The sequence below is a fragment of the Arthrobacter mobilis genome (genome assembly GCF_012395835.1).
GTDB lineage: Bacteria > Actinomycetota > Actinomycetes > Actinomycetales > Micrococcaceae > Crystallibacter > Crystallibacter mobilis.
The window spans coordinates 78827-99881 of the sequence record NZ_JAAZSQ010000013.1; the positions used below are offsets into that span (position 1 = coordinate 78827).

General features: G+C 63.8%; 16 protein-coding genes. 4 read left to right on the forward strand and 12 right to left on the reverse strand.

From position 1 onward, the window contains the following. The first annotated feature begins 269 nt into the window (after positions 1-269). Positions 270-1313 (forward strand): NAD(P)-dependent alcohol dehydrogenase, encoded by a 1044-nt coding sequence (locus HGG74_RS13675; protein ID WP_168487183.1) that lies wholly within the window; start codon positions 270-272, stop codon positions 1311-1313. A 304-nt stretch (positions 1314-1617) separates the two neighbouring features. On the opposite strand, the gene HGG74_RS13680 is transcribed toward HGG74_RS13675, so the two are convergent. From HGG74_RS13680 to HGG74_RS13730, 11 genes are all read right to left on the reverse strand, one after another. After that, on the reverse strand, positions 1618-2442 hold the full coding sequence (locus HGG74_RS13680) for an HpcH/HpaI aldolase family protein (RefSeq protein ID WP_168487185.1): 825 nt from the start codon (positions 2440-2442) through the stop codon (positions 1618-1620). Between the two features lie 83 nt (positions 2443-2525). After that, a complete protein-coding gene (locus tag HGG74_RS13685) occupies positions 2526-3968 on the reverse strand; it encodes an aldehyde dehydrogenase (NADP(+)) (RefSeq protein ID WP_168487187.1) in 1443 nt (480 codons plus the stop codon). Positions 3969-4019: 51 nt separating this feature from the next. Continuing rightward, positions 4020-5327 carry an MFS transporter gene (locus HGG74_RS13690; RefSeq protein WP_168487188.1) on the reverse strand — a complete coding sequence of 436 codons (1308 nt, stop codon included), beginning with the start codon at positions 5325-5327 and terminating at the stop codon, positions 4020-4022. Between the two features lie 52 nt (positions 5328-5379). Further along, positions 5380-6483 carry a zinc-binding dehydrogenase gene (locus HGG74_RS13695; protein WP_312856845.1) on the reverse strand — a complete coding sequence of 368 codons (1104 nt, stop codon included), beginning with the start codon at positions 6481-6483 and terminating at the stop codon, positions 5380-5382. A 116-nt stretch (positions 6484-6599) separates the two neighbouring features. Further along, the gene (locus tag HGG74_RS13700) at positions 6600-7385 is read right to left on the reverse strand and encodes an IclR family transcriptional regulator (protein ID WP_205761908.1); all 786 of its coding nucleotides are present in this window, start codon (positions 7383-7385) and stop codon (positions 6600-6602) included. A gap of 1083 nt (positions 7386-8468) precedes the next feature. After that, positions 8469-9641: an MFS transporter gene (locus tag HGG74_RS13705; protein WP_168487192.1), complete on the reverse strand. Its 1173-nt coding sequence runs from the start codon at positions 9639-9641 to the stop codon at positions 8469-8471. A gap of 520 nt (positions 9642-10161) precedes the next feature. Then, a complete protein-coding gene (locus HGG74_RS13710) occupies positions 10162-11220 on the reverse strand; it encodes an amidohydrolase family protein (protein ID WP_168487233.1) in 1059 nt (352 codons plus the stop codon). Positions 11221-11263: 43 nt separating this feature from the next. Next, positions 11264-11809 carry a 3-hydroxyanthranilate 3,4-dioxygenase gene (locus HGG74_RS13715; RefSeq protein WP_168487194.1) on the reverse strand — a complete coding sequence of 182 codons (546 nt, stop codon included), beginning with the start codon at positions 11807-11809 and terminating at the stop codon, positions 11264-11266. A 44-nt stretch (positions 11810-11853) separates the two neighbouring features. Further along, positions 11854-12270 carry a RidA family protein gene (locus tag HGG74_RS13720; protein ID WP_168487196.1) on the reverse strand — a complete coding sequence of 139 codons (417 nt, stop codon included), beginning with the start codon at positions 12268-12270 and terminating at the stop codon, positions 11854-11856. Beyond that, positions 12267-13067, reverse strand: a complete 801-nt coding sequence (locus tag HGG74_RS13725) for a 2-keto-4-pentenoate hydratase (protein ID WP_168487197.1) — start codon at positions 13065-13067, stop codon at positions 12267-12269. The genes HGG74_RS13720 and HGG74_RS13725 overlap by 4 nt, the downstream gene beginning before the upstream one ends. Next, a complete protein-coding gene (locus tag HGG74_RS13730; RefSeq protein ID WP_168487199.1) occupies positions 13064-14545 on the reverse strand; it encodes a 2-hydroxymuconic semialdehyde dehydrogenase in 1482 nt (493 codons plus the stop codon). Before HGG74_RS13730 ends, HGG74_RS13725 begins: the two co-directional genes overlap by 4 nt. Positions 14546-14684: 139 nt before the next feature. On the opposite strand from HGG74_RS13730, the gene HGG74_RS13735 reads away from it, so the two are divergent. The 3 genes from HGG74_RS13735 to HGG74_RS13745 all read left to right on the forward strand — a co-directional run bounded on the left by HGG74_RS13735 (position 14685) and on the right by HGG74_RS13745 (position 18306). Next, positions 14685-15668: a LysR substrate-binding domain-containing protein gene (locus HGG74_RS13735; RefSeq protein WP_168487201.1), complete on the forward strand. Its 984-nt coding sequence runs from the start codon at positions 14685-14687 to the stop codon at positions 15666-15668. A 117-nt stretch (positions 15669-15785) separates the two neighbouring features. Next, complete coding sequence (locus HGG74_RS13740) at positions 15786-17432, forward strand: thiamine pyrophosphate-binding protein (RefSeq protein WP_168487234.1); 1647 nt, start codon at positions 15786-15788, stop codon at positions 17430-17432. A 58-nt stretch (positions 17433-17490) separates the two neighbouring features. Then, positions 17491-18306 (forward strand): cyclase family protein, encoded by an 816-nt coding sequence (locus HGG74_RS13745; protein WP_168487203.1) that lies wholly within the window; start codon positions 17491-17493, stop codon positions 18304-18306. A gap of 1123 nt (positions 18307-19429) precedes the next feature. On the opposite strand, the gene HGG74_RS13750 is transcribed toward HGG74_RS13745, so the two are convergent. Next, the gene (locus HGG74_RS13750; RefSeq protein ID WP_246262895.1) at positions 19430-21043 is read right to left on the reverse strand and encodes an ATP-dependent acyl-CoA ligase; all 1614 of its coding nucleotides are present in this window, start codon (positions 21041-21043) and stop codon (positions 19430-19432) included. Positions 21044-21055: the final 12 nt, after the last annotated feature.

Here is a 21055-nt window from a genome sequence, read left to right on the forward strand (position 1 = left end):
GAAATCCGTACCTGCCGAAGGCGGGAGCCTGTGAAAACAGGCTCCCGCCTTCGGCTGTCATTTCAAGTTCCGTTGCCGCAACCTGGGGAATTCACGGTTTCGCTTCGGTTCCCCACTCCAACAAGAATGGGAGTGCCCGCATTCCACCATGGGGTGCCCTGTCAGTACACCCCATGACAGAGACTCCCTCATGCCGCGGGTCCATGGTCAGCTAGTAGGGTCCGCCTGTGCGCGGACCCTGATCCAATCTTCTCGAAGGAGAACACCGCATGCCCATCGTCAACGCCTACGTTGCCCCCTCGGCGGCCGAGCCCCTCGTCCCGGCAAAGATCGAACGCCGCGACGTCGGCCCCCGCGATGTCCTGATCGAGATCAAGTACGCCGGCATCTGCCACTCCGACATCCACACCGTCCGCGGCGAGTGGGGAGAGCAGCAGTACCCGCTGGCCCCCGGCCACGAGATCGTGGGGATCGTCGCCGAAACCGGTTCCGCCGTCACCCGCCACCAGGTCGGGGACCGCGTCGGTGTGGGCTGCATGGTCAATTCCTGCCGCGAGTGCGTCCACTGCCTGACCGGCGAGGAGCAGTACTGCCTCAAGGGCAACGTCCCGACCTACGGCGGCGTCGACCGCGACGGCACCATCACCCAGGGCGGGTACTCCACCCACGTGGTCGTCGACGAGGACTTCGTCCTGCGCGTACCTGAGTCCCTGGACTTCGCCGCCGCCGCCCCGCTGCTGTGCGCGGGCATCACCACCTACTCCCCGCTCAAGCGCTGGAACGCCGGCCCGGGCAGGAAGGTAGCCGTCGTCGGCCTGGGCGGCCTCGGCCACATGGCCGTGCAGATCGCCCACGCCCTGGGCGCCGAAGTTACCGTGCTCTCCCAGAGCCTGTCCAAGAAGGACGACGGCGTGCGGCTGGGTGCCGACCACTACTACGCCACCAGCGACCCGGCGACGTTCGAGCAGCTCGCGGGCAGCTTCGACCTGATCGTCAACACCGTCAGCGCCGGCCTCGACATCAGCGCCTACCTGATGCTGCTGTCGGTGGACGGCACGATGGTCAACGTGGGTGCCCCGGCCGAGCCGCTGCCGGTCAACGCCTTCGCCCTGATTACCGGCCGGCGGTCCTTCGCCGGGTCGATGATCGGCGGGATCCGCGAGACCCAGGAAATGCTCGACTTCTGCGCCGAGCACGGCATCGCGCCGGAAACAGAGCTCATCGGCGCCGACCAGATCAACGACGCCTACGAGCGGGTCCTGGCCTCCCAGGTCCGCTACCGCTTCGTCATCGACACCGCGACGCTCGCCTGAGCCTTCCGCACCGGGTGTGGCCGGAGGAAATCCCGCTCCGGCCACACCCGGCCCGGCAGGCCCAGTGGTGGACGCGGCCAGCCCGTAGGAGGCCAACCAGGACATCCGGGACATCCGGAAATGCACACCTCTGCAATCCCCGGAATGCATGTCCTCGTCCGCGGCAGCAGCAACGAACACGGCGATGTCAAAGCATCCCGTCAAGCAACGATGGCGGCGCGCTCCTTCCCGGGGCGCGCCGCCTGGCCAGTTCTAGGTGGCCCACGTCTACTATGGGGGGGAACCTCTCCTTTCGTCGCCGCCCTTATGAACCGGAGGGGACTTCCACCGCCTGTTCTGTCTCTAGGCTGGATACGAACCGTCCGATCTCTTGATTCGATCCTTGGCACAGCCAGCGAACGTCGGAATGGAGCCCGATGAAAGTGGCCCCCCAGTCGACGAACTGCTTGGCATCGTCTGCATCGTCCGCGAACACTCCGACCGCCTTTCCAGCCTGACGCGCTTGTACTACGACCGACTGCATGGCCTCGACGACCTCCGGGTGCCAGGTGTCACCAAGATGGCCCAGGGAAGCAGCAAGGTCGGACGGGCCCAGGAAAACGCAGTCGACACCTTCCGTTGCGCAAATGCCTGCAGCGTTGTCCACTCCGGATCGGGATTCGATCTGCACGATGGCGCAGACTTGTTCGTTGGCGTTCTTCACGTACACCGGGTCGAGACCGTACCGGCCGGCACGGACCAGTCCTGCCACGCCACGCACACCACCATTGCCGTTTTGCGGGTAACGCATCGCCCGGACCGCCGCCCGTGCTTCATCGGCGCTGTTGACATTGGGGAAGATGAGAGTCCGCGCACCAATGTCCATGGCACGTTTGGCCAGGACGGGATCGTTTTCGGCGAGGCGTACGATTGCCTCGGCACGCCCGCCGTTAGCCCGGGCGGCGTCGATGGCCCTCAACTGTTCGACGGCGCTTGCAGGGTCGTTGGGGGCATGCTCAAGATCGACTACGAGCCAATCGAACCCGCAATGGGCCAGGGCCTCGGCGACCGCAGGTGAGCCTAGCGTCAACCAGGTTCCGGTCGTGGTGCCGCCGGAGCGCAGAGCCTCCTTGACGGGGTTGTCGTGCATCAGGTCATCCTTCTACGAGATCTGTTCTTCCTGTGCCGCTGCCCGGCTCGGCCCATGTGGCCCGCAGGTTCATTTGCCTTCGATTATCCGAGGTGGCGCGGAATCCGGAGCGGGTTACTGTCCTGCAACTCCGCGGGCAGGACATGGTCCGGGAACCCCTGCAGTGCCACCGGGCGCAGGAACCGCTGGATCGCCGCCGACCCCACCGAGGTGGATTGGACAGCGGTGCTCGCCGGGTACGGTCCGCCGTGCTGCTGGGCATGCGTCACAGAGACGCCCGTGGGCCAGCCGTTCCACAGGACCCGTCCCGCTTTGCCGGCCAGAGCACGGAGCAGATGGCGGACTTCGCACTGGTCTGTGGCCTGTACCGTCGCGGTGAGCTGGCCGTCCATCCTCCGGGCAACCGCCAGGAGCTGGTTCATGTCCTCGTACTCAACCACCAGGGAGAACGGCCCAAACCGCTCGGCCAGGAACAAATCCGGATTCTCCAGGACTGCTGCCATGTCGGTGCCCAGGATCAGCGGCGTCGGGCCGCCGGCCTCGCTCGGAATGCTCCCGTTCAGGATCCGGACCTGCCCGTGGCCTGCCAGCTCGGCAACTTCCCGGATGTATCCCGCTTCTATCCGTTCAGTCAGAAGTCTTGTGGCGCCCGGCAATTCCGCGGTGCACAGGTACTCGATGATAGGGCTTCCCGCCGGGACAAAGAACGTTCCCGGCTTGGTGCACAATTGGCCGGCGCTGCCGGTCACCGCGGCCAGGTACCCATCAGCGATGGCAGCCGGACGCTCTGCTGCCGCCCCCCGAGTAACAAAAACCGGGTTGTTGCTGCCCATCTCCGCATAAAACGGAATCGGAACATCTCGTTGTTGGGCGATGTCGAACAGCGCCCGTCCCCCGGGAATCCCCCCGGTGAAGGCGCCCGCCTGGATCCTGGCATCTTTCAGGGCCTGAACGCCGGCTTCTGTTCCGTGGATGAGAGCCAGCACACCCGCCGGCGCCCCCGACTCTTCCAAGGCCCGGATGAGAATCGCGGCAGTGCGCGCCGAGAGCTCCGGATGTCCGTGGTGCGCCTTGACGATGACAGGGCAGCCTGCCGCCAGGGCCGAAGCTGTGTCGCCCCCGGCGACGGAAAAGGCAAAGGGGAAATTACTGGCGGCGAAGACCAGCACCGGCCCCAGCGGGAGCAGCATCCGTCGAAGATCGGGGCGTGGTGCACCCATCGGCCATTCCGGATCGGAGCGGTCGATGCGGGCCTCAACGAAGCGTCCGCTCCTGAGCTCCTCCGCGAAGAACCGCAGCTGAAAAACCGTCCGCGTCAGTTCTCCCCGCAGCCTCGCCAAGGGCAGGTGCGTCTCCGCCATGGCGAGCTCGATGAGCTCGTCGGCATGCGTCTCCAAGGCTGCAGCCATCGCCTCAAGGTGGCGGGCGCGGTCATCGGAGGGGACCCCGGACCAGCTCTCGAAGGCGGTTTCGGCCGCGCTCAGGACTTCGTCCAACCCCAGGGTTTCAATAAGATCCGTAGTCATCTTGTCTTGCTCTCTTGTATGTATCCAGGACGGTCGGCGGACACTTGGGCCCTAGTCAATCTCCTGATTGCTCTTTTCCTTGGCGAATGACACGGCGACCAATGAGATAGCGCCGCAAAGGACGATGAAAAGGCCCACCGGAAGATAGCTGCCGCCGAAGGCTGCAAGGAGTGCGGTAGCGATCAGCGGAGCCGGCCCACCCGCGATAGCTGCTCCAAGCTGGTAGCCCAGGGAAGCCCCCGTGTAGCGGATATCCGGGGAGAAGCTCTCTGCGATCACGGTGCCGATCAGCGATCCATAGGTCGGCCAGATAATGGCAAACCCGATGAAAAGCGCAACAGCCAGGAACGGCAGGGACTTCTGATTGAGCATCCAAAGGTACGGCAGAATAAACACCATCAAGGCCACGGTGCCCCAGAGGAAAACCTTTTTCCGGCCGATACGGTCCGAAAGCGCACCAAACTTGACCATCGAGTAGACGCCGATCACGGCGCAGACCAGCAGCACCCCGAGTACGGTTTCACGCTTGTAGCCCAAGGTCATGGCGTAGGAGACGGTGAATGTCGCGAACATGAAGAACGTCGAGGTCTCAACGATCTTGGCGCCCGTTGCGATGAGGACTTCACGCCAGTGGTGCTTCAAGGTGTCGACGAGAGGGACCTGCTTCGTGGCGCCCGCCGATTTCACCATCCGGAACGACGGCGTCTCGTCAACCCTGTGACGGATCCACAGGCCGACGGCCAACAGCACAACCGACAGAAGGAACGGTATCCGCCACCCGAAGGCCAGGAACGCTTCGTCAGAGAAGACCCCGTCAGCGGCCAAGGTGATCATGTTGCCCAGTGCGAGCCCGAGCATTGCACCGGTCTGCGGGACTGCACCGAAGAATCCGCGCCGGTTCTTAGGAGAGTACTCGACAGCCAGAAGCAGGCCCCCTCCCCATTCACCGCCTAGGGCAAGCCCCTGCAGCAGGCGGAGCACAGTCAGAATGATGGGAGCCGCGACACCGATAGCTGCATAGGTAGGCATCAAACCCATCGCAACAGTGGAGACGCCCATCAGGGTCAACGTGACGACCAGTGTTTTCTTTCGGCCGATCCGGTCGCCGACATGACTGAACAGAATGCCGCCGATCGGACGGATCAAGAAGGCCAGGGCGAAGGACGCCAAGGCCAGGAGCTGGCTGACGGTCGGATCGTTGGACGGGAAGAACAGCGGACCGAATACCAGCCCGGACATCGTGCCGTAAAGGAAGTAGTCGTACCACTCGATCGTGCTACCGACTGCGCTGCCCCACAGGGCACGTTTCCGATCCTTGTCGGAGACCACGATCTGTGGCGCTGCGACAGTTGATGACATGTTTCTCTCCTAAGTGAAGACCTTCGACCTTGAAGGCATGGGCAGGTAAGGGTTAATTGCTGTCCATCAGGACGACCGAGCGGCCGATGTTTCCATTCGTCAGCGAATCGAATGCTTCGTTGATCTGGGCCAGGCTGAACTTCTCGCCGATAAGCGCATCGAGCGGCAAGCGCCCGGCCAAGTACATGTCCAGGATCTGGGGGATCTGCACTGACAGGTTGGAGGAGCCGTACAGGCTTCCCCGCACCGATTTTTCCTGCTGGACAACCTGGTTCAGGGGCACGTTGATCTCGGCTTCGGCGTTGGAGAGTCCCACCACGAAAGCCGTGCCGCGGGGACGGAGAGCCACGACTGCCTCCCGAATGGTCTGAGGCCGGCCGATTGCCTCGACCGCCCAGTGGGCTCCCCCGCCTGTAATCTCGTGCACGCTGGCGGCCAGGTCGTGTTCGCGCGTGTTGATCGTGTGGGTTGCCCCGAGCTCCCGTGCCTTCGCCAGCTTTTCGTCATCAATGTCGGCAACAATCACCGGATAGGCCCCGACTGCCGCGGCCCCGATGACCGCCGAAAGCCCGACCCCGCCGGCCCCAACGATAAGGACCGATTCCCCGGCCGGACCGCCCATTCCGTTCAGCACGACGCCCATCCCTGTGATCACTGCGCAACCAATGATGGCGGCGACAGCGACGGGAACCTCCTGGGGGATCTTGATCACCGACTCGCCGGATACGACACATTCCTCCGCGTAGCAGGACACCCCCATCAGGTGGTGCACCGGCTGTCCGTCATGTGACAGCCGTGTTCCGCCTCGCAGCAGTTCGTTATGGGTAGCGTGCACCGCCCCAAGGCGGCAGAGCGCGGGCGAGCCGCTGGTGCAGTACTCGCACCTGCCGCAACTTGGCCGCCAGGTCAGAATAACCTTGTCGCCCGGCCTGACGTGGGTGACCCCGGCTCCGACTTCCTGGACGATGCCCGCGCCCTCGTGGCCCAGCACGATAGGTGTCCGGCATGCCAGGTCCTGGACCATGTAGTGGTAATCACTGTGGCAGATTCCCGCTGCGTTAACGCGTACCCGGACCTCGCCCGGGCCAGGCGCCTGCAGATCGAGGTCGACGACGGCAAGCGGTGCACCTGCTTGGTTCATGATTGCGGCCTTCACCGGTCACTCCTTGTTGCTTAGCTCTCACACCCCCGTGGTTCACATCACGAAAGCTAGGCATAAGCATCGGGCGGGATCTGCCGCGCTCAAAATTAACGTCTCAGTGACTGAGACGGCTAGAGTTTGGCCCAATGCGGCGCTGCCGCTACCTGGCGGTTCAGTCCCAGTGTCGCGGCGTGGACAGCGGGGCCAACGAGCCTCATCTCGACCACCCCGACCGGAGCAGTGATGGAAATGGCGGCGACAGCAGTGCCATCACCGCGCAGGATCGGACTCGCCGCACAGGCCAGGCCGGCATGGGATTCTTCCCGCTCGTAGGCAATGCCCTCGCGCCGGGCCAGATCCAGTTCGGCACGAAGCTCCCGGGCGTCGGTAACAGTGTTGGGCCCGATCTTCTCCAACTGACCATTCAGAAGATCCTCGACCAGTCGGTCAGGAGAGTGCGCAAGCAGGGCCTTGCCACCAGCGGTCGCATAGCTCGGCACGCGTCCGCCAACCCGAGACGGGATCGTTAAGTCCCGATACTGGCCGCGCAAAATCTCGATATAGACGACGTCGTTACCTTCGAGAACGCCCAACTGAACAGTCAGGCCCGTGGCCCGCCGGAGGTCGAACATGGTTGCCAGGGCCAGGCGGCGAAGATCCTTGGGCTGCTGCGCCATCTGCCCCAATTCAAAACAGCGGATGCCAATCTGGTATCCGGATTGAACCCGGTCGATGAAATCGTGCTTGGCGAGTTCCGAGAGGATCCGGGCAGTGGTCGCCCGGGAAAGTCCGGCCCTGCGCGCGATTTCCCCTCCCGTCAGTACCGGTTCTTCGGGACTGAACACATCGAGGATCATTGAAACCCGCTCAATCATGCCTGCGGTCGGCTTGGCTTCCGTTGGATTCACACTGAGCATTGTCGTCTCACTGAGCGGGACATGCAAAGTTTGAGGGCTCCAGCCTTCGTCGCCTCCACTACGGCAGCATGGACGAAGAAGACGATGGCCAGGCGCTGGTTCCACCACTCCACCAGCGAAGACATCACCTGAATCCCCTCCCTCGAATAGCTCGGCGTCATCATCGCAGCACTGTCGTAATGGCGGAGAACGAAGCGCACCCCATCAACGACGTCCAGGCAGATTCCACATCGCCGAATGCTTGTGCTTCCAATTCCTTCACTAGATTCGAAGGTCCGGCTAGGGCATTCGTCCTCCCGGCTGCAGCGCCCAAGCCGCAGCCGGTGGATCCCAAGCGGCCGGTGAAGCACCGCCCGTTGCACCTAACGCTGGCCTGCGTTACCCGCTTGCCCGTATCCAAGACTGCAGGATGCAACGCTTCTGGAACCACCGCCCTTTTCCACTCATCGCGGTGTCCCAAAGGACAGTCCCCCACTGCCCCACGAAGATCCGAAAACTTATGCATGCGGCTGAATGCCAGCTGCTCCGTGAACCCAAGCCCTGTCGCAGCACGTTCGTTCAGCCTCGTGCCGATGGAGCATCGCGTTAATTCAGTCCTCCACGCAACTGGTTGTCATACTCACGGTTATCGGACATTAAAGAGCCGGAGTTGTATCGATAGAGCACAATAACCACCGGGAGCTGTCCCGTGTCACGCGGGATGTCACTGTGCCATGAAGTTGTCAGTGGCCCTGGTTGGTGTGACAGGTTCTTGGCAGCCTGCGCCGGGGCGCGCATTCCGCCCGTATGTTCCGGCTCCACAAGGCAGAACAGCGCAGGAGTATCCGGCCGGCTTAACGCTGCCACCGCACGAAATTACTGACAGCTTCGCTGGCACACCTGTGCCGGCATCTGTGCCAGGAAGCTGTCAGTAAACGCCTTCTACTGTCAGGTCCGATGGCACGGGACAGGAGCGGCAGGTCCGTACGGAACTGCCGCTCCCCATCAGCCTCGACGACTCACACTTCTGGCTCAAACCGGGCTTCAGTAACACAGCTTGGTCGGCAGGTGTCACTTGTCCGGATTGCATGTGTTGCCCGGTGGTCATACTGTCATGCCCAGCCTTTTGGCCCGGCGACCGAGCGGGATAGATATGGCGGCTGCAATGGCTGCACCAGTTGCGAGCATGACCCAGGCTGTCGTGGGATTCCCGAAACTGAAAATCAGCCCCGCCAGCACAGGACCGACGGCGCTGCCAATGTACGATCCGGTTTGCACAATCCCGGTTGCCCCGGCTGTGGCGTGTGGTGCTACCTGTGACACGAAGAGATGCACGAGACCGGGCCACCCCCAACCGATACCGCTGGCGAGCAGGATACCCGCAAGGTAACTCCAGTCGGACGGCATCGCCATGAGAATCAGTCCGCCTGCGCAAGCGATGATTGCCATCCGGATGATCGGCAGTGGCAGGAGGCCCCCCTTGTCCACAACCCACCCAGCCATGACCCGCGTTGCGGCACCCGATGCACTGCCGAGTGCCAGAAGCATGCCGGCAAGTCCTGTCCCGATCCCGCGTTCCAGCGCGCCGGTCACCGAGAATGCGACGGCGGAGCTAGCGGAACCGGCCGCGAACATCGTCATGACCGCCATCAGCACGAGCAGGCGGCGGCAGTGCGGATCCATCCGTCTTATCGGCCGATGTGTCGCGGCCATGGACGAGACCGCACGGACCAGCGTTGCGGGAATCAACACGAGAACACCCAGGAGAGCCATCAGCGCGAACGCGAACCTCCATCCAAGGGGCAACGCCACTAACGGAATCGATGCTCCCGCTGCCAGTCCGGCAAGAGGTACCGCAGCTTGTTTCAAGCCGAATGCCAGACCATGCCACGGACTTGGAACGTTGATCGAAAGCTGATGGTTGGACGACGGGTGCCCCAGTCCGTTTCCGATTCCGCCTGCGCCTGCCCAGAAAATGAGCCAGGGCCATGAGGGAATCCAGCAAGCGCTTCCTGCCAGGCTGCAAACAGCCAGCACGAGGGCCGCCACCCCCATCTGCTTCTCGGTGAGAATGCGATTGATTGGGCTGGTACACGCTGATGCCAGGGCGGCTGCCGTCCAGTAGACACCGATTGCAGTGCCGATCCCATATATAGGCGCATGAATCTTCGCAGCAATCTCTGTAGCAAGTGCCCCGGCGAGGAACACCGGCATGTTTGTCAGGACAGTTACGAATACAGCGAAAGTGACGGCAGCCGTTCCATGGGCCAGCCTCATGACGGCTCCTGTCCAACAGGCGAGAACGAGGGAACTGGTTTGACGTATCCTTCACGTCGCTGCCGCTCATTCCTACCCCGCATATGTGACCGTTGCTCCGTTCCGGAAGTGCCCTTATGGGTGCTCAGGGCGCCGAACGCCATGCGAAGGCCGCCGGTTGAGCTGGCGGACCTCGCTCGGTTCCCTGTGGTGGAGATTGACACCGGTCTGTGTAAATCCGCAGGCGCACGTGATGTCCTGGCCTGGAAGGAGCCGCAGGCGGTAGCGAGGTCACCCAGGCAGAGTCCCAGCATCCCGGGCATGCAGATGATCGCACCGCCGGTGGCGGCTACCACGATAGCCGTGCCGACGGCAGTGCTTATCAGCAGGCCCTAACCCGGGCGGCGGTCGGATTCAGGGACAGGAACCGAGCGCGTGTCCTCAACGGCGGCGCTGAGGTTGGCCTGGGCCGGCGGCGTGCCTGGCGTGTTTTCAGTGCTCCGTAATCCTCTTCTTCCAGGAGGGATGGACCGGATAGGGATTAGCGCAGGGCAGCGTCGTTCAGGATGCCTGCGCGGTGCTGTGCCGGCTTGCCCAGCCGCGGACCCAGGAACCTCAGGGCGTTGCGGCCGAGCATTGCCTCGCGTTGTTGGCCGGTCAGGAAGCCTGCACGGCGGATCAGGTTCCCGGCAGGCTGCTCGCCCAGCGGGTACGGGAAGTCGCTGCCGAGCATGATGTGTTCGGCGCCCAGCGTGTCGGTGAGGAGCCGGAGGGCCTGGTCGCTGAATACCACGGAGTCCACACTGAACCGGTCCAGGTAATGCGAGGGCGGGAAGTCGGACTTGGCAATCAGGTCGCCGCGGCGGTGCCAGGCGTTGTCCATCCGTCCCACCCAGTAGGCGAACGACCCGCCGCCGTGCGCGAAGCAGATGCGCAGCGACTCGGGCAGCCGGTCAAAGCCGCGCCCGAGTATGAGCGACAGGATGGACAGGTGCGTCTCGGCGGGCATGCCCACGAGCCACCGGGCCATCCAGCGGTCCAGCCGCGGCGAACTGGGCATGTCCCACGGGTGCACGAAGACGGCGACGTCCCGTTCGGCGCAGTGCTGCAGGAACGCGATGATGCCTTCGTCGTCGAGGTCGAGATCGCCCACGTGGTTGCCGATCTCGACCCCGACGTGCCCGTTGTCAAGGCACCGGTCGAGTTCCTCGCAGGCGGCGTCGGTATCCTGCAGCGGTACTTGGCAGAACGGGATAAGGCGGTCACGTGCGGGCTCGCACACCTGAAGGGCGAGGTCATTGAAAATCCGGCTGACCTTCAACGCCTCGCGGGGTTCACGGGCATAGGAGAAGAACAGCGGGGTCGGGGAGACGACCTGCAGATCGACGCCGTCCGCGTCCATCTGGGCCAGCCGCTCTCCGGCTGCCCACGCGTTTGCCTGCAGCGGGCGGTACTCCTGGGAACCCAGCATGAGCATCGCTTCGCCCTCCGAACCGGCACGCAACCAGGGCCAGGGGCCGCTGCCGCCGGTCGCCTGCTCGAGGTCCGGCCACCCCTTCGGCACATAGTGGGTATGGATGTCGATCGTCGGTGGAGTCATGGTCACGGTGCTCTTTCCCTCGTAGTGCGGTGAAGGCCTGGTCTCAGCCCCGGCCGGGGTGGACGGCTCCGCAATTGCTGCAGGTGCGGGCCGCGTCGTCGCTGTTGTAGAACTGCTCGAACACCGGCGGCAGATCGGCGACGATGTCCCGGACCTGCAGTTCGACCTCGTGAATGAGGGTTGAGCACTCAAGGCAGTACCACTGGAACTTCTCGAGGGTGCCTTCCTCGCGGATCCGCTCGATAACAATGCCGATCGAGCCCGGCTCCGGACGCTGGGGCGAGTGCGGGGTGTTGCCTGGCAGCAGCCACATCTCACCCTCGCGGATATCGATCCGCTGCAGCCCCTCGTCGGTGATGATGTTGACGTGCATGTTGCCCTTGACCTGGTAGAACCATTCCTCATAGGGATCCACGTGGAAGTCCGTGCGCTGGTTCGGGCCGCCGACGACCTGCACGATGAAGTCACTGGTCTGGGTCCACATGGCCTTGTTGTTGACGGGCGGTTTCAGCGAGGCCTCGTTCTCGGCCAGCCACTGCTGGAAGTTGAACACGGGCAGGACGTTTGTCTTGCTGCTCTTCTGGGTCATTTCCTTGCTCCTTGCCGATCGGATTTCTTGGGTGGGTCAGATGGTTAATGCTGTGGCTTGTGGGCCACGGCCTGGATCTCGATGAGCAGGTGCGGATGCGGCAGCTGGTGCACCGCCACCGTGGTACGGGTGGGGCCGTGTTCATCGAAATACTCGGCGTAGACCTCGTTGTAGCCGCCAAAGTCATTCATGTTGACCAAGTACGCGGTGATCTGCACGAGGTCCTGTAGTCCTGCATCAACGGAGTTCAGGATCTGCTCGACATTCTCGATCACGGCCCTTGTCTGGGCCCGGATGTCCAGCGTGGTGACGCCGAACTCGTCGGCCTCGGCACCGGCGAAGGTGTTGTCCGGGCGCCGGCTGCTGGTCCCGGATACGTAGATGAAGTCTCCGGCGACCTTCACATGCGGAAAACGTCCGCGGGGCTTTGCCAGATGCTCGATGAGCTTCGCCCCCGTCATGCCGGCATCCCCTTGGTCTCGAGTTCGACGGTGCCGATCCCGGCGACGACGGCGGAGACGGTGCTCCCAGGCTGCAGCCCGACCGCAGCCGTTGCCGCGCCTGCCAGCAGCACGGCACCGGCCGGCAGTCCCGATCCGTACCGCGCATTCATGCGGGTGAACGCTTCCAGGGCATGCAGGGGGTCCCCGAGGATTGCCGAGGTGGTACCGGTCTCGGCAACCGCCCCGTCGATGAGCATCGTGACGGCACGGTCGGCCAGGTCGGTTGTAAAATCGGTCCACTCACCGACCAGATAGCGGCTTGCGGAAGTGTTGTCGGCGACGACGTCGGCGAGGCTGAACGAGAAGTCGCGGTAGCGTGAATCAATGATTTCTAGTGCGGGTGCGACCGCATCCACGCTGCTGATGATTTCCTCGGCCGATGCCCCCGGTTCAACCGTGCGGTTAAAACGGAAGGCGATCTCGGGTTCGATGCGCGGATGCACGAATCCCTCAAGCAGCAGGCTGCTGCCGTGCGCCACGTGCATGCGATCGGTGAGGAATCCGACGATAACCTCCGAGACTCCCATCTGCGCCATCTTGGCCTTGCTCGTGAAGCCGAGCTTGGCACCGGTGAGGCGTTCGCCGCGGGCCAGGCGCAGCGTGAGCAGCTCAGCCTGCACCGCATAGGCCTGCTCGAGGGAGAGAGTGTCACCGAACTGTGGGATCGCCGTGGCTTCGCGCTCGGCCCGGTCAAGCTCGCGCGCGGCACCCGCGATGTCGGGGCCGGCGGGCTGGATGGTGTTGGCGGCTGTCATGCAGGTTCAACCTCGCTTAGGTTTACGCACACATTCGTGGGCTCAGTGTAGAAATGCAGGGAGTGAACCCCGCCCTCGCGGCCGATGCCGGACAGTCCGGATCCGCCGAATGGGGAGCGCAGGTCGCGCATAAACCAGGTATTGACCCACGAGATGCCGACGTTCATCCGGCCCGCAACCCGGTGGCCGCGTTCCAGGTCACCTGTCCAAACCGACGCGGCGAGGCCGTACCGCGTATCGTTGGCCAGGCGGACGGCCTCTTCCTCGGTGTCAAAGGGGATGAGACCGGCGACGGGCCCGAAAATCTCTTCGCGCATCACCGGAGCATCGTGGCTAAGGCCGGTCCAGAGCGTGGGCTCGATCCAGGCACCGCCCGCAAGGTCGTCACCGAGGTCCGGGATGCCGCCGCCGGCAATGGCGGTGCCGCCCTGCTCCCGTGCGCGCTCCAGGTAGGAGAACACCTTCTTCCGGTGGTTTAGCGAAATGAGAGGGCCGGTGGTGGTCGCGGCATCCCAGGGGTTGCCAAGGACCAGGGCTTTGGCGCGCTCAGCCAGTCCGGCGGCAACCTCCTCAAAGATGGGCCGCTCAATGTAGACGCGCTCGGTGCACAGGCAGACCTGGCCGGTATTTGTGAAGATCGAGCGGGTGAGCCCGTTGACCGCGCGGTCGACGTCGGTGTCGGCGAAGACGAGTGCGGCGTTCTTGCCGCCAAGCTCGAACGACACGGGGCGCACGTTCGGTGCAGCCGCGCGCATGATGGTCGAGCCGGTCGACGATTCCCCCGTGAAGGTAATCCCGTCGATGCCTTCGTGCGTGGTCAGGAACTCGCCGGCCGAATTCGGGCCGAAGCCGTGCACGAGATTGAAAACGCCGTCGGGCACGCCCGCCTCGGCCATAATTTCGGCCAGCACCGTTGCCGAGGAAGGGGTTTCTTCCGACGGCTTCACAATCACGACATTGCCGCAGGCAATGGCCGGTGCGACCTTCCAAGTCAGCAGCAGCAGGGGCAGGTTCCACGGCACGATCACGGCGACGACGCCAAGCGGCTTGCGCAACGCGTAGTTGAGGGCACGGCGGCCATCGGGCATTTCAGTGAGGTACGAGTCAAGGCCCTCGGCGGCGATGATGTCGGCGAAGGCACGGAAGTTGGCAGCGGCACGGGCAACGTCCAGATCCCGGGCCAGGTCCCGGGGCTTGCCGGTGTCGGCAATTTCGGCGGCGAGCAGGTCGTCGAAGCGTTCCTCGATACGGCCGGCAATGCGGCGGAGCAGGGCGGCCCGCTCGTGTGCGGTGAAGCGGCCCCAGCGGCCCTCCAGCGCTGCACGGCCTGCCTTCACGGCCGTATCGATGGTGCCGCGGTCGGCTTCGGCAACGTGCGCGACCAGGCTGCCGTCCACGGGGCTGATCTTCTCGAACGTCGCTGCGGCCGCATCGAGGAATGTTCCTCCGACGAAGTTGCGTAACGTGGGGGTCGTCATGATGAGTGCGTCTCCCAACTGGATCTGCGCGGGGTCCGCGCCGTTTGGTGGTATTGCACCAGTCTGGCCCTGCAGTCACATGCCCGTCGAATGCTTATCTGCGCACCCGGTATGTCTGCGCGGGCATATCATCGGGGGTATGGACATTCGATCGCTCCTGAACGGGCAGCTCAAACTGCGCCACCTTGTCCTCGTGCTGACCATCGCCGAACAAGGCAGCATCGTCGCGGCGGCCAAGGAGCTTTACGTCACCCAGCCGGTGATCAGCCGGGGCCTGCGCGAGGTCGAAGAGGTGTTGGGAGCACCGCTCTTTGAACGCACCGCCCGAGGAGTAAGGCCTACAGCATTCGCCGAAGTGTTCATCGAGCATGCGCGCGCCGTCGTCGGCCACCTCCAGCAGGCAACGCAGCACATCGCCGAACTCGCGGACGCCACCGTCGGCTCGGTCACCATCGGCACGCACGTCGCCGGCGCGAACCTGCTGGTGCCGCGGGCCATCGCCAGGCTCAAGCAGGAGCGCCCCAAGGTCGGTGTCTACGTCCGCGAGGCAACACCGGATCGGCTTGCAAACGGACTGGTATCGGGTGATATCGACGTCGTTGTCGGACGGCTCACTCCCCGCCCTGACATGACGGACTTGCGGCAGGTGGCCCTCTATCACGAGCCATTCCGGGTTGTCGCGCGGTCGGGCCATCCGGTGTTCGACCTCGACCACACCTCGCTGCCCGTGCTGCGCGGTTACCCGTGGGTCATGCCGGTTGCCCAGACTGCGCTGCGCGGTGAACTGGAGCGGGCATTTGCCCGCGAGCACCTGGAACTGCCGGAACAGCAGGTCGACTGCTCGTCGCCGCTGGCACTGCGAACCATCGTGGCCGAAACCGACTTCCTCGCCGTGCAGCCCTACACCATCGCAGTCGCTGACCCGCTGCTGCACATCGTGGATGTCCGGCTGAAGGGCATCGGCCAGACCGTCGGCGTGACCACGCTCCCTGACCGGCCGCCGAGCCCGAGTGCTGCGCTGCTGCTGAGGTGCTTTGAGGAGGTGGCCACGGACATCCGGAAGTCCATCGGGGCCACCACGGGCACAGGCCAGGCAGTGCCCGCCGGGGCAGCCATGCCCTAATCGGCAGGGCCCTTCAGCAAATAGGCATTGGCCAGACACTTCACCGACGGTGGAGCATGGTTACTCAAAGCTTGTTACTTCCCCTGTCCCCTGCGGAAATCTGAGGTATGGATTCTGATGCGCGTTTTTGAAAAAGTTGCCGAAACCTTGGTCGAACTCGGCGTGAAGCAGGTCTTCGGCGTCATCGGCAGCGGCAACTATGACATCACGAAGGCTCTTATCGAACGCGGGGCGGACTACGTCGCGGCCCGGCACGAGGGCGGTGCCGCGTCCATGGCGGATGCCTTCGCCCGCATCGGAGACTCGGTGCCCGCGATCTCGCTGCATCAGGGGTGCGGCCTAACAAACGCGATCACCGGTATTACCGAGGCCGCAAAGTCCGGCTCGCCCATGCTCATCCTCGCCGCCGAGGTCGCCGCATCCGCAATTCATTCAAACTTCCGTATCGGACAGGACCGTCTGGTCGAGTCGGTCGGCGCTGCCAGCTTCCGCATCACGGCCGAGACGGCAGCCCGTGACATCGCCCTGGCCTACCGGACAGCGGTCACCAAGCGCATCCCGGTGCTGGTCAACCTGCCGCTGGACGTTCAGGCGGCCGAAACCACCGAGCAGTACGTTCCCGTGCTCACCGAGCATGCGGTCCTCGCCGATGCCGCGGCCCCGGCTGCCGAAGATGTGGCGCGCCTGGCCGACCTGATCGAGCGCGCCGAACGTCCGGTCGTGCTCGCCGGCCGCGGTGGCCGCGGTGCCGGACTCGAGCTGCGCGAGCTTGCGGAAGTCTCCGGCGCACTGCTGGCGACTTCCGCGGTGGCCCGCGGGCTTTTCAACGACGATCCCTTTTACCTGGACATCTCCGGCGGTTTCAGCACTCCCCTGGCCGCCCGGAGCATCCAGGCAGCCGACCTCATCCTCTCCTTTGGTTCGGCGTTGAACATGTGGACCATGCGCCACGGCACGCTCATCGGCCCGGGCGCGACCGTCGTGCAGATCGACGTGGACCCGCTTGCCCCCGGCAAACATCGCCCCGTCGATCTGGGCATCCTGGGCGACGCTGCTTTGACAGCGGCCGCAGTGACAGCCGAGCTGCGCGGCCGCGGCCTCTCGCGTATCGGTTACCGCACCGAGGAAATGGGCGCCGCCATCAAGCGCGAGGGCCGCTGGCAGGATGTTCCGTTCGATGACCGCAGCACCGCTGAGCGCATCGACCCGCGCACGCTCACCATCGTCCTCGACGGCATGCTCGATAAGGAGCGCGTCATTGCGGTCGACTCAGGCAACTTCCTCGGCTACCCTTCGGCGTTTCTGGACATCCCCGACGAAAACGGCCTTGTATTCAGCCAGGCCTTCCAGTGCGTGGGTCTGGGACTGGCCAGCGCCATCGGTGCCGCCTATGCCCAGCCGGACCGCCTCCCGGTCTGCGGCACCGGAGACGGCGGCGCGCTCATGGCAGCGGCCGAGATGGAATCGGTGGTACGTTTGGGCATCCCGATGGTAGTCATTGTCTACAACGATTCCGCCTATGGCGCCGAGGTGCACCACTTCGGCGAAAGCGACCAGGACCTGGGCCTCATCACCTTCCCCGATACCGATTTCGCAGCGATCGCGCGCGGCTACGGCTTCACGGCCGCCACGGTGAGGACTGCCGCCGACCTTGAACCCGTCCGTGACTGGCTCGCAGGCCCCCGCAACACGCCGCTGCTCATCGACGCGAAGATCGTCAGCTTCGGTTCCTGGTGGCTCGAAGAAGCCTTCAAGGGCCACTGAGGACCGGCAGCACAACGGCTTCCCGACCGTTAACGAAACTGGAGAGGCAACGCCAACCATGACCGACACCGCATCTGCCGCCGCTTCCGAGACCGGCGTCCTTGCAGGGCTGCTGGCAGGCCTGGCTGAAGGCCGCATCGAGGTCATCGACCTCACGACACCGCTGTCTGCGCACACACCAGCCCTGCGCCTGCCCACGCCGTTCACCAACGTCATTGACCTGAGTCTCGAAGAGGTCGCTGCCTACGACGAGCGCGGGCCGATGTGGGCACACAACAACATCCATGTAGGTGAGCACTTCGGCACCCACGTCGACGCACCGGTCCACTGGATCAGCGGACGGGGCGGACGGGATGTGTCGCAGTTGCCGGTTGACCGATTGGTTGGTCCTGCCGCGGTGATCGATCTGAGCCCCGAAGCCGCGGCCAACCCGGATTTCCTGCTCGAGGTCGGGCACATTAAGGCCTGGGAGGAAAAGCACGGCCGGTTGCCGAAGGGTGCCTGGCTGCTCTACCGGACCGGGTGGGATCAATACGGTCTGGACGAAGCGCTGTTTCTGAACGCCGATGAATCGGGCTCGCACACCCCGGGTGTCTCGTCCGAGTGCGCGCGCTGGCTTGCCGAAGAAACGGAAATCGCCGGTTTCGGGGTCGAGACGGTGGGCATAGACGCCGGGACAGGATTCAGCCTCGAGCCGCCCTTTCCTGCCCATTACTTCCTGCTCGGCAACGACAAGTACGGTGTGACCTCACTGAAGAATCTGGGCAAGCTGCCCCCGGCAGGGTCGTTCGTCGTGGTCACGCCGCTGCCGATTATCGGCGGCACGGCAAGCCCTGCCCGGGTCCTGGCCTTCGTCGAACGCGAGCACCGGTAGGCCCTTCCGTCCCTTAGTAATCGGTTTATCGGGTCTTCACATGGCTTCCGCGCTGGTTTCGAGGCATGCGGACCGGTGCGGCCGCCGAGGCCCATGGCTGGCCCGGAGGTATCAAGGCCAGGGGTTTTCCGTGCCCTGGCACAATGAGGCAAGCAGACTGCCCGCAAAGCCTGCTCGCACGGGTGGCGGAAGCTCGAATGAAAGCCTCCTAAGAGCGGGTGTGGGGAGGTCCGCGGATACTAGCCGGATCGGCGAGTCCCTGTCCGTAGGAGACCGGGCGCTCCCTGGGCCAGGGAAATGACCTGCCGGCAGCAAGCAGGCTGTGGATATAGGTCGCCCAAGTCTGCCCAGGTGAACATCGCGGCTGCGCCGGGACAACTGCCCGCAGTATGCGAGGCGACCAGTTCGGCGTTGGACGGCCGGCCACAGCCACGCCCTCGCCCCGCGGCGGACACAACGAACGGGGCGGCAACGGAGCCCATCAGGGAAGCCCCCAAGAGAACGGTCCTGGCAAGGGTTGAGGCATCACCAAGCGTGTACACCGGTCCTACCCGCACCATGGGATGCACTCGCGTGGGATCTCTCGATGCCGGGAGCCAATGGCCCACGGAGCGTCTTCTCGGAGGTCTGCTCGAGCCCGGAGCGATCGACACCGGCGACGATGGCCTGGACGCCAGGAGGAAGACTCACGGGAGGGGCTCCGCCGGCCGGCCTTCTGCAGGATCGAACTCATGGGCGAAAGATAGTTCCTGCAGTCAGATGGTGCGGGACAGGGCAAGGAGACTGCCAGACGGTTCCCACCTGTCACAGCACCGGCTGCCACGGCACGGGCAAGATCGTGTGCTGTTTGTTGAGGCGGTACCGAAACGGTTTGGCCTTGCGGTTCTTCTTTCCCGCTGAAGGTGTAGACCACTTTGCCAGCGGACCGCGTGCCCTGTCAGTGTCTGCACCGTCCCCTGACATCATGAGGAGCCCCGGACGCGCCGGCATCATCACGGTGTCTTGGCCGTACCGCTGAAGCTACCGCCTACGGCCGCTCTGGGTGTTTGGCACCTTCGCTGCTCCTTTCCGGACCGGAGCAAGCGGGTCGATAGATCCCGCTTGCTCCGGTGAAAATCCGCAGTTATCCGTTACCGAGCATCTCAGCTGCAATCCGTTCATTCTGCAGACGTGCCCTGGCGTCCCTGTCCCATTGGGCCGCTTCAGCGCCTTCCTCTCGGAGGACTGATTTGCGGATCTTTCCGTTCTCGGTGCGCGGTAGTGACTCACGAACCATCATGAATCGCGGAATAGCGTAGGAAGCCAGGCGTGGCCCGCAGAAATCTGTAAGTTCCTCGAAGTCGATCGGAGCTTTGGCGACAATTGCCGCCATCACCTCGTCCTCTCCGAGTTCAGAATCGACAGCGTATACGGCAACATCGCTCACTGACGGATGTTGCCGCAGGACCTGCTCTACCTCGACTGATGAAATGTTCTCCCCCCGCCGGCGGATGACATCCTTGATCCGGTCAACGAATCGAAGCCATCCGTCCTCTTCGATGACGACCCGGTCGCCGGTGTGGAACCACAGGTCCTTCCACGCGTTTACTGTCGCTTCAGGCATCGCGTAATAGCCCGTGGCGAAGGAATGGGGCTGCTCGCTTCGAAGGAGCAGCTCTCCCGGTTGTCCGGGCTCAACCTCAAGTCCGAATTCGTTGACGACTCGGGCGGTAAAACCTGGCTGAACTTTGCCCATATATCCGGGCCGCTGTTCCTGACGGCTCGCGGCAATAATCGAGTTAGTTTCCGTGGATCCGTACCCGTCGATCAGGACCACCCCGAACCGGTCCCTGAATTCGGTCAAAAGTGCCGCCGGAGTAGCCGGGGCCAAGGCCGCCTTGATGTTATGCGCACGGTCATGCTCGGAGGCAGGTTTACTCGTCAGAATGCTGACCATTGCGCCCAGAAGATACGTAAACGTCGCATTGGCTCTCGCGGCATCCGTCCAAAACCTGGATGCTGAGAACCGCGGGCCGAGCACATACTCAGCACCGCTTACCAAGGCTTGGATGAAGGCATTGAGGGCATTGGTATGGAAAAGCGGCAGACACGTATACAGTACGTCCTCAGCAGTGATTTCCAGTTGAGCGGTCACGTTGATTCCCCACCAGTAGAACTGCGCCTGAGGGCACTGGACGCCCTTGGACACCCCGGTGGTTCCGGATGTATAAAGAATCGCGGCGGTATCGCCCGGTAGCACGGCAGCCGGTTCCGCGCCGACGTCTGCACGCGGCAACGGCTGGGTCCGGTAGGGAATATCGAGGTCCCCGTCCGGCTCATCAAAGACCCAGACTCTGTCCAGCGCGGGGAGGCTCGGGAGGCGTCCGATGTGTTCCACCAGAGAACCTTCGATCAGCAGAAGATTCGCTTCCGAATTGGTCAATATGTGGTGTAGCTGATCACCGCGCGCAGCGGTATTGATGGGTACGGCGACGGCCCCGATCCAGGCGCACCCCAGAATATAATCAAGCAGTTCGACCCGGTTGGCGGCCATCAGTGCCACCCGGTCCCCCGGCTGTACGCCGTGTTCTCGAAGGACAGCCCCGGCCAGTGCTACCGCTTCGACCATCTGCCGGCCGTTCCGGCGCGTCTGCGCGCATCTCAATAAAGGCGCCTCAGGGGCTTCCTGCGCCCTGCGTAACAACATCCCGGGGATGGTCATTTCTCGTGGATCCGGATTGGTGAACCGTACGTCCATTTTTACGAGATC